At 69.3% G+C, this 12,697-nt stretch carries 7 protein-coding genes; 4 read left to right on the forward strand and 3 right to left on the reverse strand.

Annotation, left to right across the window (positions count from 1 at the left end; genetic code table 11):
- Window positions 1–21 precede the first annotated feature (21 nt).
- Together ACZ7LT_RS11710 and ACZ7LT_RS11715 are read right to left on the reverse strand one after the other, a co-directional pair.
- Window positions 22–378 (reverse strand): VOC family protein, encoded by a 357-nt coding sequence (locus ACZ7LT_RS11710; protein ID WP_471235839.1) that lies wholly within the window; start codon window positions 376–378, stop codon window positions 22–24.
- A 110-nt stretch (window positions 379–488) separates the two neighbouring features.
- Complete coding sequence (locus tag ACZ7LT_RS11715) at window positions 489–2,405, reverse strand: amidohydrolase (RefSeq protein ID WP_471235840.1); 1,917 nt, start codon at window positions 2,403–2,405, stop codon at window positions 489–491.
- Window positions 2,406–2,583: 178 nt separating this feature from the next.
- Between ACZ7LT_RS11715 and ACZ7LT_RS11720 the strand changes: the two genes are divergently transcribed.
- The 3 genes from ACZ7LT_RS11720 (at window position 2,584) to ACZ7LT_RS11730 (ending at window position 6,965) form a co-directional block, all read left to right on the forward strand.
- The gene (locus ACZ7LT_RS11720; protein WP_471235841.1) at window positions 2,584–3,636 is read left to right on the forward strand and encodes a LacI family DNA-binding transcriptional regulator; all 1,053 of its coding nucleotides are present in this window, start codon (window positions 2,584–2,586) and stop codon (window positions 3,634–3,636) included.
- A 151-nt stretch (window positions 3,637–3,787) separates the two neighbouring features.
- The gene (gene acnA, locus ACZ7LT_RS11725; RefSeq protein WP_471235842.1) at window positions 3,788–6,505 is read left to right on the forward strand and encodes an aconitate hydratase AcnA; all 2,718 of its coding nucleotides are present in this window, start codon (window positions 3,788–3,790) and stop codon (window positions 6,503–6,505) included.
- Window positions 6,506–6,608: 103 nt separating this feature from the next.
- Window positions 6,609–6,965 (forward strand): hypothetical protein, encoded by a 357-nt coding sequence (locus ACZ7LT_RS11730; RefSeq protein ID WP_471235843.1) that lies wholly within the window; start codon window positions 6,609–6,611, stop codon window positions 6,963–6,965.
- Here ACZ7LT_RS11730 and ACZ7LT_RS11735 read toward each other — a convergent pair.
- Window positions 6,962–10,789: a GH92 family glycosyl hydrolase gene (locus ACZ7LT_RS11735; protein WP_471235844.1), complete on the reverse strand. Its 3,828-nt coding sequence runs from the start codon at window positions 10,787–10,789 to the stop codon at window positions 6,962–6,964. The genes ACZ7LT_RS11730 and ACZ7LT_RS11735 overlap by 4 nt on opposite strands.
- Before the next feature lie 442 nt (window positions 10,790–11,231).
- Here ACZ7LT_RS11735 and ngcE point away from each other — a divergent pair, with 442 nt between their 5' ends.
- Window positions 11,232–12,683, forward strand: coding sequence for an N-acetylglucosamine/diacetylchitobiose ABC transporter substrate-binding protein (ngcE, locus tag ACZ7LT_RS11740; RefSeq protein ID WP_471235845.1), 1,452 nt, complete (start codon window positions 11,232–11,234; stop codon window positions 12,681–12,683).
- Window positions 12,684–12,697 lie beyond the last annotated feature (14 nt).

Raw genomic sequence — 12,697 nt, forward strand, 5'->3', positions numbered from 1 at the left:
TGATCGCGTTGGGCTGGGTCATTAGAGGGACAGACCGTGCGCAGTGGGGTGACGCGGTTCATACAGGGACAGTTCGGAACCGCTCGGCAGGCGGATCGCCGCCAGCAGGCCCCAGCCCTGGTCGCTGACCGGTTGTGAGATCTCCGTCCCGCGCTCGGCCAGCTTCGCCAGCACGGCCGCGATGTCGTCGCACATCAGATAGAGCTCGTGCTTCGGCTCACCGGAGCTGGGGTGCACCGCGACCTCGGCCGGCGGCAGCTTGAAGATGAGCCAGCCTTCCCCCGCGTCCACATGGCCGAAGCCGAGTACGTCCTTGAGGAACGCCCGGTCGGCCTCCGCGTCGGGTGTGTAGAGGATCACATGTGAACCACTGAACATGGGCCGATCCTCGGCCGCCCCCACGACGGCGGCAATCGCTGCGCCGCCGTACGGGGGTTGGGCCGCCCCCAGTGCGGCGTGTCGCATGTCACGCCGCACTCGGTGACATGTCAGTGCCCGCCGCAGCCGCACGCCCGGTGCCGGTCCCCGTGCACCGCCTCGTACGACGCCGGACGCGGCCCCTCCGCCGCCCGGGCGAGACCCGCCGCCGCGGCCCGGCCGGACTCCGAACGCGCGTCGTGCACCACCCGCCCGTCCACCAGCGTCAGCTCCACCCGCGTGTCGCTGATGTCCTTTACCGGACAGCGCGTCACATCACGGTCGAGCACCACGAGATCCGCCGCCCGGCCCTCCTGGACCGATCCCGTCATCCGGTCCATCCGCAGCTGCCACGCCGTGCCGTACGTGTGCATCCGCAGCGCCGAGCCCCGGTCGAGGCCCTCCAGCTCGCGGTAGAGCTCACCGTCACCGTGCGCGCCACGCCGGTCCACCGCGGTACGGATCTGGTTCCACACCTGCAGCGCGTCGACCGGCCAGTCCGACCCGCCCGAAAGCCGCGCGCCGTGCCGCTCCAGACTCCGCGCCGGATACATCCAGCGGTGCCGCTCCGGACCGATGTACGGCAGCAGCGCCTCCATCGTCCAGGTGTCCCGCGCCGCCCATTGCAGCTGCATACACGCCACGACTCCCAGCCGGGCGAACCGCCCCAAATCCGCCGGGTCGACGAGCTGGAGATGCGCCACCGCGTTGCGCGTGTCGCGCAGCCCGGTCGTGCGCCGCGCCCAGGCATATCCGTCCAGAGCCGTCCGTACCGCCCGGTCACCCAGTCCATGGGCGTGCATCTGCCACCCTGCCCGGTTGAACGCGGCCGTCAGGCGCCCGTAGTCCTTGCCGGAAACATACAGTTCGCCCCGATTGTCGGTTGACCGTCCCGCGCCGTCCAGATAAGGCTCCAGCAGCGCCGCCGTCTGCGCGGGGTGCTCGATCACCCCGTCCAGGAACACCTTGACCATGCCGAAACGCAGCCCCCGCACACCCTTGAACTCGCGCCTCAGACCCTTCGCGTACGCCAACGCGCCCGCCGGATCCTTCGCCTGGTCCGCCTCGATCCGGATGGCCGGCACGACCCGCTGCGGCAGCTTCCCGCTCGCGGCCAGCGCCTGATACGTCATCAGCTCACCTCGGCCGACCCAGGCGTCCATCATCGTGGTCACCCCCGAGGCGGCCGCCTGCTCCAGCGCCCGGGCGCACGCGGCGGTCAGCTCGGCCGGATCCGGCTCCGGAATGTGACGTGTCACGAGCGGCTGGGCGTCGTCCTTGAGCACTCCGGTCGGCTGCCCGTCCGCCCCCTTCACGATCTTCCCGCCCACCGGATCCGGCGTCGAAGCGTCGATTCCGGCGATCCGCAGAGCGCGGCCGTTCACCCAGACGTTGTGACCGTCCCCGGCGACCAGCGCGACCGGCCGGCGGGTCGGCAGCCTGTCCAGCAGGGCGTGATGCGGCGCGGTGCCCTGCGGCAGCAGCCCCACCGGATTCCAGTCCTCCACCACCAGCCAGCCGTCCGGCTCCTGAGCGGGGGAGTCCTCCAGGAACCCGGTCAGGATCCCCAGCAGCTCGGTCTCCGTCGTCTCCGCGCCTTCCAGCGACGGCCGCAGCGAACGCTTCCCGGCGGCCAGCGGATGCACATGCCCGTCATGGATCCCGCTCATCACCGTCGCCCCGCGGGCGTCGACGACCTCGGTGTCCCGGCCGATCAGCCGCCGCAGTTCGCCATCGCGCCCGGTGGCGAGGATCCGCCCGTCCCGGCCCACGGCCACCGCCTCCACCGGCCGCCCACCGGGCAGCCCCGTGAACACCCGCGCGTGATGCACGATCAGCGCGGCGGACCCGCGCCGCCCGGGCCCCGACGCCGGACCGGCCGCCGCGGCGGGCCCGCCCGCGGCCACACCGGCCGCGGCCGCCATGGCCACCGCCCCCGACGAGGCGAGCAGGGAACGCCGTGACGGACGGGACGCAGAAGAACTCATGGACCACTCCAGACAAGAGCACGGAACGGACAAGCACGGAACGGACAAGCCGGGACGGACTGCAGACACGACCCCCCCGCCGTGGGCCGAACACTCCGTGATTAACCCCTTAACCAGAAGGGGCCCGGGGCGGCGATTTCCCTCCGCGCACTGCCCCCGCCGCCACCGGATCCGTACGATGACGCGCGTGTCCGGACCCACCCTCGCCGACATCGCCCGCGCCGCCGAGGTGTCGACCGCCACCGTCTCGCACGCCCTCAACGGCACCGGCCGCATCGCCGAGGCCACCCGCCGCCGCATCCGCGCCCTCGCCACCGGCCTCGGCTACGGGCCGTCCCGGGCCCCGCGCACCCGTACGCTCGGGCTCGCCGTCACCACCAACGCCGGTGTCGCCTGGGACCTCGCCGGGATCCCCTTCTTCTCCCGCGCCATCACCGCCGCGACCGCCGCGGCCCACGCCCATGGCTATGCCCTGACCACCCTCCCCTCGGAGCGTGGCGCCGAGGAGCTCTGGCACACCCTCGCCGTCGACGGCATGCTCCTCGTGGACAGCCCGGCCGACGACCCGGTGCTGAGGGCCCTGCGGGCCCGCGGCCTTCCGCTCGTCTTCGACGGCGTCCCGGCCGACGCGCTGCCCGGCGACGTGTGGGTCGACAACGACCACCGCGCCACCACCCGTGAGGTCCTCACCCACCTCGCGGCGGCCGGCTCGCGCCGTGTCGCACTGCACGCGGGCTGGGGCCGCGACCACTACACGCACACCGCCACCGAGACCTACGAGCGCTGGTGCGCCGAGCGGGGCGTGCCACCGCTCCTGGTCGACTTCGATCCGTCGGACACCGACGGCCACGCCTTCGACCCGCTGCTGCGCCGCAGCCCCGAGGAGTGGCCCGACGCCGTCTACTCCCTCTACGACCCCGGTGGCCGTCAGCTCCTCGCCGCGGCCCGGCGCCACCGACTTGCCGTACCGGATGTGCTGCGTCTGGTGTGCGCCAGCGAGGATCCTGGGTACGCGGAGACCGACCCGCCCGTGAGTACGGTGACATTGCACCCCGAGATCACCGCGAGCACGGCCGTGACCTTGCTCGCCCGCCTCGTCGAGCTCGCCGGAGCCCCCGACCCCTCCAGGACCGGCCTCGCTGGGTCCGGGCATGCCGAAACACCCCACCCGATCGTCGTTCCCGCAGCCCTACGGGTGCGTGCCTCGTCTCAGGGCGCAGGGATGTACTAGAGTTATCTCGACATCGAGATATCTGCCGAAAGACGCACCGCAGCCGCGCCACCGGTAAGGGTTACCTAACTAAGTCTTACCTTAGCGGATCGGCCAGGAGCCATCGCGGCAGGATGCGGTAGTAACGCGCACATTGATGAAGGAGACTGTCGTGTCGGCGAACAGCTTCGACGCCCGCAGCACGCTGCGCGTGGGCGACGAGTCGTACGAGATCTTCCGGCTGGACAAGGTGGAGGGCTCGGCGCGCCTCCCCTACAGCCTTAAGGTGCTCCTGGAGAACCTCCTCCGCACCGAGGACGGCGCGAACATCACCGCCGACCACATCCGGGCCCTCGGCGACTGGGACTCCCAGGCCCAGCCCAGCCAGGAGATCCAGTTCACGCCGGCCCGCGTGATCATGCAGGACTTCACCGGTGTGCCCTGCGTCGTCGACCTCGCCACCATGCGTGAGGCCGTCAAGGAGCTCGGCGGCGACCCGGCGAAGATCAACCCGCTGGCCCCGGCCGAGCTGGTCATCGACCACTCCGTCATCGCCGACAAGTTCGGCACGAAGGACGCCTTCGGCCAGAACGTCGAGCTGGAGTACGGCCGCAACAAGGAGCGCTACCAGTTCCTGCGCTGGGGCCAGACCGCCTTCGACGAGTTCAAGGTCGTCCCGCCCGGCACCGGCATCGTCCACCAGGTCAACATCGAGCACCTGGCCCGTACGGTCATGGTCCGCAACGGCCAGGCGTACCCCGACACCCTCGTCGGCACCGACTCGCACACCACCATGGTCAACGGCCTCGGTGTGCTCGGCTGGGGCGTCGGCGGCATCGAGGCCGAGGCCGCCATGCTCGGCCAGCCGGTCTCCATGCTCATCCCGCGCGTCGTCGGCTTCAAGCTGACCGGTGAGCTGCCCACCGGCACCACCGCCACCGACCTTGTCCTCACGATCACCGAGATGCTGCGCAAGCACGGTGTCGTCGGCAAGTTCGTCGAGTTCTACGGCGAGGGTGTGGCGGCGACGAGCCTCGCCAACCGCGCCACCATCGGCAACATGTCGCCCGAGTTCGGCTCCACCGCCGCGATCTTCCCGATCGACGGCGAGACCCTGAACTACCTCAAGCTCACCGGCCGCTCCGAGCAGCAGGTCGCGCTCGTCGAGGCGTACGCCAAGGAGCAGGGTCTCTGGCTGGACCCGTCCGCCGAGCCCGACTTCTCCGAGAAGCTGGAGCTCGACCTCTCCACGGTCGTCCCCTCCATCGCCGGCCCGAAGCGCCCGCAGGACCGCATCGTCCTCGCGAACGCCGCCCAGCAGTTCGCGCTGGACGTCCGCAACTACGTCGACGACGTCGACGAGGCGGGCAAGGAGTCCTTCCCGGCCTCCGACGCCCCGGCGAACCACCCCGACGGCGCCCCGTCGAAGCCGGTCACCGTGACCGCCCCCGACGGCTCGACCTACGAGATCGACCACGGCGCCGTCACCGTCGCCGCGATCACCTCCTGCACCAACACCTCGAACCCGTACGTCATGGTCGCCGCCGCGCTCGTCGCGAAGAAGGCCGTGGAGAAGGGCCTGACCCGCAAGCCGTGGGTCAAGACCACCCTCGCGCCGGGCTCCAAGGTCGTCACCGACTACTTCGACAAGGCGGGCCTGACCCCCTACCTCGACAAGGTCGGCTTCAACCTCGTGGGCTACGGCTGCACCACCTGCATCGGCAACTCCGGCCCGCTGCCGGAGGAGGTCTCCAAGGCCGTCAACGAGCACGACCTCGCGGTCACCTCGGTCCTCTCCGGCAACCGCAACTTCGAGGGCCGGATCAACCCCGACGTCAAGATGAACTACCTGGCGTCCCCGCCGCTGGTCGTCGCGTACGCCCTCGCCGGGTCCATGAAGGTGGACATCACCAAGGACGCCCTCGGTATCGACACCGACGGCAACCCGGTCTACCTCAAGGACATCTGGCCCTCCGAGGCCGAGGTCAACGACGTCGTGGCCAACGCCATCGGCGAGGACATGTTCAACAAGTCCTACCAGGACGTCTTCGCCGGCGACGCCCAGTGGCAGGCGCTGCCGATCCCCACCGGCAACACCTTCGAGTGGGACACCGAGTCCACCTACGTCCGTAAGCCCCCGTACTTCGAGGGCATGACGATGGAGACCACCCCGGTCACCGACATCACCGGCGCGCGCGTGCTGGCGAAGCTCGGCGACTCGGTCACCACCGACCACATCTCCCCGGCCGGTGCCATCAAGGCCGACACCCCGGCCGGCCAGTACCTCACCGAGCACGGTGTGGAGCGTCGTGACTTCAACTCCTACGGCTCGCGCCGAGGCAACCACGAGGTCATGATCCGCGGTACGTTCGCCAACATCCGCCTGCGCAACCAGATCGCGCCGGGCACCGAGGGCGGCTACACCCGCGACTTCACCCAGGCGGACGCCCCGGTGTCGTTCATCTACGACGCCTCGCGCAACTACATCGAGCAGGGCATCCCGCTCGTCGTCCTCGCGGGCAAGGAGTACGGCTCCGGCTCGTCCCGCGACTGGGCCGCCAAGGGCACCGCGCTCCTCGGCGTCAAGGCCGTCATCGCCGAGTCGTACGAGCGCATCCACCGCTCGAACCTCATCGGCATGGGCGTCCTCCCGCTCCAGTTCCCCGAGGGCGCCTCGGCCGGGGCCCTGGGCCTGACCGGTGAGGAGACCTTCTCCATCTCCGGTGTGACCGAGCTCAACGAGGGCACCACCCCGCGCACGGTCAAGGTCACCACCGACACCGGCGTCGAGTTCGACGCCGTCGTCCGGATCGACACCCCCGGCGAGGCGGACTACTACCGCAACGGCGGCATCATGCAGTACGTGCTGCGCAACCTGATCCGCAGCTAGTCACCGGCGCGGCTCACCGCGCACGGTCACATGGCACCGGCCGCCACCCCCGCACGGGGTGGCGGCCGGTCGCGTATCCGCCGAAGCACCTATCCTGCGCGCCATGAGTGCAGAAAACCCTGACAAATCGGGCTCTGTGGGTGGCGCGGTCGGCGGGGGCACCGACGACCTCGACGACGACCTCGCCCGGCTCGACCGCGACGCGCTGCTCGCCGAGGTCCGACGGCTCCGCGCCGCCATCCGCGTCCACCGGGACAGCTCCGGCCACGACCTGTGCTGGCACCACCCCCAGCTGTGGGGGCTGCTGCCCGAAGCCGTCACCCCCGACGTGGCCGTCCCGCCCTGGCCGCAGTTCCTCCGCGGCTGTGTCCGCTATCGCGAGGCCCTGGACCGCGAACTCCCGGACGCCCCCACTGACGCCCGGGAGTACGACGGCGGACACGGCCGGACGGTCGGCTAGCCGATCAGCTCGACCTCCGCGAGTGTCGCCGGACCGGCCGCGACCAGGCGGTACTTCGCGTACGCACCCGGCGCCCCGACCGTGAAGACCCGCGTCTGCCGGTCCCAGGCGAACGACTCACCGGACCGCCGGTCCACGTCCTTCCACACCGTCCCGTCCGACGAGCCCTGAAGCACCCACGCCGTCGGAGCCTTCGCCCGGTCGGACGATGTCAACGTGTACTGCACGGCCCGCACCTCACCCGGCACCGGCAGCTCCACCGACCCGACCGGGGCCTCCGTCGCCGAGGTGTCGTCGAACAGCGGCCCCGCGCCCCGCACCACATCGGCGCGCGGCACCGGCACCTTGTCGTCCCGGGTGATGGAGACCGGCGCGGCACCCGGTCCCGTACCCCACGCGGACGTCGTGTCGTCCATCGCGAAGTCCAGCACCCCGCCCCGGGCGATCACCTCGTGCGGCAGCGCCGTCGAGTGCCACGGCTTGCCGTTCACCCGCAGACCCCGCACATAGATGTTCCGCGCGCTGTTCTCCGGCGCCCGGACCACGAGCGTGCGGCCGTTGTCCATGCGCACCGTCGCCTTGGTGAAGAGCGGCGAGCCGATCGCGTACTCCCCGCTGCCCATCACCAGCGGATAGAAGCCGAGCGCCGAGAAGAGATACCAGGCCGACTGCTCGCCGTTGTCCTCGTCGCCGTGGTAGCCCTGTCCGATCTCGCTGCCGGTGTAGAGCCGGGAGAGCACCTCGCGGACCTTCTCCTGCGTCTTCCACGGCTGCGCGGCGGCGTTGTACATGTACGTCACATGGTGGGCGACCTGGTTGGAGTGCCCGTACATCCCCATCCGCACATCACGGGCCTCGGTCATCTCATGGATCACACTGCCGTACGACCCCACGAACTCCGGGCTCGCGGTCTCCGGCGTGGCGAAGTACGTGTCCAGCTTCTTCGCCAGGCCCGCGCGACCGCCGTACAGATTGGCCAGGCCGCGGGAGTCCTGCGGCGCGGTGAAGGCATAGCCCCAGCCGTTGGTCTCGGTGTAGTCGTAACCCCAGATCCTCGGGTCGTACCGCTCGGACGGCACCCGCCAGCCACCGCCCGGATCCCGGCCCTGGAAGAAGCCGGCCTTCCCGTCGAACAACGTGACATAGTTCCGCGCACGGTTGAGGAAGTAGGCGGCCTCCTCCTTGTACCGCTCCTTCTTCGTCTTGCGGTGGAGCGCCTCGGCCATCCTGGCCAGGCCGTAGTCGTTGAGATAGCCCTCCAGCGACCAGGACAGACCCTCGTGCGTCGCCGTCGAGGCGTAGCCCACGAACGGCGAGGTCTCCATGCCCTTGCGGCCCACGCCCCGGCTCGGCGGCGCGACCGTCGCGTTCTTCAGCGCCGCCTCGTACGCCGCCGCCGCGTCGAAGTCCACGCCCTTCACATAGGCGTCGGCGAAGGCGACGTCGGAGGAGGTCCCGGTCATCAGATCGGCGTACCCCGGCGACGACCAGCGGGAGATCCACCCGCCGTCCTTGTACTGCTGCACGAACCCGTCCACCAGCTCGCCCGCCTTGCGCGGAGTGAGGAAGGAGTACGCCGGCCAGGTCGTGCGGTACGTGTCCCAGAAGCCGTTGTTGACGTACACCTTCCCGTCGACGATCTTCGCTCCGGTGTGCGTCGGCGTGTCCGGGCCCGTCTGCGGAGAGAAGGGGCTCGCGTACTTGAAGACCGAACCCACCTTCTCGAAACCGGAGTTCGGATACAGATAGAGCCGGTACAGGCTGGAGTACAACGTGACCAGCTGATCGCGGGTCGCGCCCTCCACCCGTACCCGACCCAGCAGCGCGTCCCAGGCGTTCTGCGCCCGGTCCTTCACCCGCTCGAACCGTGAACCCGCCGGGATCTCGGCCGCAAGGTTCGCCTTCGCCTGGTCCACGCTGATCAGTGAGGTGGCGATGCGCAAGGTGACCGTACGGTCGACGCCCGCGTCGAACCGCAGATGGCCCCGCACCCCCTGCCCGCCGGACGCGGTGACCGGCGCGTCGAAGACGCCGTACACGAACATCCGGGTCGCCCCCGTCGACAGACCGCTCTTCACGTCGGAGAAACCGGTGAAGGAGCTGCTCGCCGGGTCCAGCGTCAGACCGCCCTCGTCGGTGACGTTGTCGAACAGCACGGAGGCGTCCTCGCCGGGATAGGTGAACCGCATCATCGCCGCGTGGTCCGACGGCGCCATCTCCGCCTTCAGCCCGTTCTCGAACGTCACACCGTAGTAGTGCGGCCGCGCGGTCTCCCGCTCGTGCCGGAACGGCAGCGCACGGCCGGTACGCGAGGTGTCCGGGGTGCCCGCCGCGGCCGACGGCATCAGCTGGAAGGTCTGCCGGTCGCCCATCCAGGGACTCGGCTCATGGCTGGCCGAGAAGGCCTGCACGGTAGGGAGGTTGTCCGCGTTGTTCCCGCGCGCGTACTCGTACAGCCAGCTCTTGGACGCGGCATTGGTCACCGGCGTCCAGAAGTTGAAGCCGTGCGGGACCGCCGTCGCCGGGAAGGTGTTGCCCCGCGAGAACGAGCCGCTGGAGTTGGTGCCCCGGGTCGTCGACGCGTAGTCGGAGAGCCGGCCGGGCGAGCGCTCCGGCCCCTTGGGCCGCAGCTCCAGGTCGTCGATCCAGCCCTGGAACGCCGCCGGGCCCTTGGGGGAGTCGTACGCCACCAGGATCCGGTCGACGGTCCGGCCCGCCGCGACGGTGCCGATCCCCGAGGTGACCTGGTTCCACTGGTTGACGTAGAGCCGCTTGGCCGCGCCCTGGCCCTGCGGGGTCAGCGCTCCGCCGTGGGAGTCGACCGCTCCCAGCTCGCTCAGATAGGTGCCGTCGGTGAACGCGAGGTCCACGGAGACGTTGGTGGCGGGGTAGTTGAGGTCCGTCTCGGGCAGCGAGGGGAAGATCCGGTAGGAGAGCTCGGTGTTCCGGGCGACGACCGTGTTCACGTCGAGGACCTTGTTGTACGACCAGGCCCGGCCGCCCGGCATATGGCGGCCGGCGTACCGCAGCGCCCGCTTGCCCGTGAACCCCGCGTTCGCCTTGGCGGTGGGGGAGCCGCCGGGGCCGCGGTCCGTGTGCGTCCGCATGTCCTCCGGCACCGGGGACGATGTGTCGCCGTTCGAGAACTGAACGTCGGCGAGTTGAGTGATCCCCGCGGCGCCGTTGTTCCGGGTGATCTCCAGCCGGTAATGCGTATACGGAGTTGAATTCTCGAACGAATACGTCTTCGTCTCGAAGCGTTTGGCGAAGGTCTCGCCCTCCCGGGTGTCCAGGACGGTCCATTCCTCGCCGTCCGCCGAACCCTTGAGCGTCCAGTTCCGGGGATCGCGCTCGGCGGCGTCATTCGCCGAGGTCAGCGCATAGGTCACCACCTTGACCGGTTCATCCGTGTCGAACTCGGCCCAGCCGGTCGGCTCGAACACCAGCCATTTGGTGCTGGGCTGGAGATCGACGAGATTCTCCTTGGTCTCACCCGCGCCCGCGTTCTCGCCGTTGGCCCGGACCGCCACGACCTTATCGGTGACATTGCCCGGTATTCCGGTGGAGAAGCCGCCGTCCACCCCGGACGCGCGCTTCACGCCGTCCGGAGCCGTTTCGACGGTGTTGCGCCAGGTCGGCTGGGGTTCGTCCGCTTCAAAGGAAGTACGGAACTCCCGCTCCACACCGTCCGGTTGGGCGGGCAGGGCGAGGGCGGTCGACGGGGCGCTGCCGAGGAGCAGAGCGGCGGCCGCCACGAGGGCGGCCGCGCGAAGGTGCCCGAGAGGGGGGCGTGGTCTGTGAGGGGGCTGTGGTCTGGGCTGCATGCGGAGTCATATCTCCTGACGAAGAGATGAGACAACGTTGTCAACTGCGATGCGCAGGGTCCAGTAGGGAGTTAAGTGACCGGTGATGTCAAGGGCGTTGGCATCGCCGAAAGGGTGGATTCGGCCATTCCAGGGAGTTCGCCGGTGGCCGGAAGGGCGCAAAACCGCCACGGATATCCCGGAGGTCTCAACTCGGGAAAGACTGCCGCCGAAAACTGCTTTCGATCTTGCTCAGTTGGCGGGAAGTGGACTATACCTGTCGGCGTCCGGTCGACCGGACTACCCTGCACCACCCATACGCCAACGTCACGACCCAAGCTTTCGACGCACCAGACGCACCACCTCAAGCTGCACTGGAACGCGGTGGCGGGGCCCTTCGCTCAGGCGACGAAACGGGCGACCGGTACACCGCCTGAGTCCTGGAGAAGGCGAGGACTTGAGCATGGGATCCACCTCCGCCCGCGACAATGAGGGCCTCGGCCGTCGCGATCTGATCAAGCGTTCGGCCGCGCTCGGCCTGATCACCGTCCCCACCATGAGCTTCCTGTCCGCGTGCGCCAGCGGCTCCGGCGGCGAGGACAAGGGGAAGGTCGAGAAGGGCACGAAGTCCGACAAGAACCCGCTGGCCGTCAACGAGTCCGCACCCCTCGAAGTCGTCATCTTCGACGGCGGTCTCGGTACGCAGTACGCCGAGGACGCCAACAAGATCTACGAGAAGAACTTCCCCAAGGCGAAGGTGAAGTTCTCCAAGACCCAGAAGATCCAGTCCGTCCTCCAGCCCCGCTTCAACGGCGGTACCCCGCCGGACCTGATCGACAACTCCGGTGCCCAGCAGATGGACATGGGCGTCCTGGTCGGCAAGAAGCAGCTCGCCGACCTCACCCCGCTGCTGGACGCGCCGTCCATCGACGACCCCTCGAAGAAGGTCCGCGACACGCTGCGGCCCGGCATCATCGAGATGGGCCAGTTCGACGGCGAGCCGTTCTGGATCCTGTTCTACGCGTACACCGTGTACGGCGTCTGGTACTCGCAGACCGCCCTGGAGAAGCTCGATGCGACGTACCCGGAGACCTGGGACGAGATGCTCGCGCTCTGCGCCAAGGCGAAGAAGCAGGGCATCGCCGGCTGGACGTACCCCGGCAAGCACCCGTACTACCTGCCGTTCTCCCTCTACCCCTTCATCGCCAAGATCGGCGGCGTGGAAGTCCTCGACGCCATCGACAACCTGGAGCCGAAGGCCTGGGAACACCCCGCCGTCAAGTCCGCGTTCGAGGCGTACTACGAGCTCTACGCCAAGGGGTACATCCTCCAGGGCACCCCGGGCCTCGACCACCGCGGCTCGCAGGGCGCCTGGGCCCGTGGCAAGGCGCTCTTCATCCCCAACGGCTCCTGGGTCGAGAACGAGGAAGCCGCCATCATCCCCAAGGACTTCAAGCTCTCCGTGAGCGGCCCCTCCAGCCTCGACAAGTCCGACAAGATGCCGTTCGGCACCGTCTGGGCCTCCGGCAGCGAGCCGTTCATCGTCCCGGCCCAGGCGAAGAACGTCGAGGGCGGCATGGAGCAGCTGCGCATCATGCTCAGCGAGGCCTCCTCCAAGAGCTTCACCACCGCCACCAAGTCACTGAGCGCCTTCAACGGCGGCACCAGCGGCCTGGAGCTCTCCGACGGCCTCAAGTCGGGTGTCGCCACCCTCCAGAAGGCCGGACAGAACGTGGTCAACCCGCGGATCCAGGACTGGTACGTGAAGCTCAACAAGGAGCAGATCGGCGTCGCCGGCCTCGGCGAGATGATGGCCGGACGGCTCAACCCCGCCGAGACCATCAAGAAGATCCAGGGCTACGCGGACGCCGTGGCGAAGGACTCGTCCATCAAGCACTTCAAGCACCAGAAGTGATGGCTCGTCACCAG

The sequence above is a fragment of the Streptomyces sp. NPDC039465 genome (assembly GCF_055639315.1).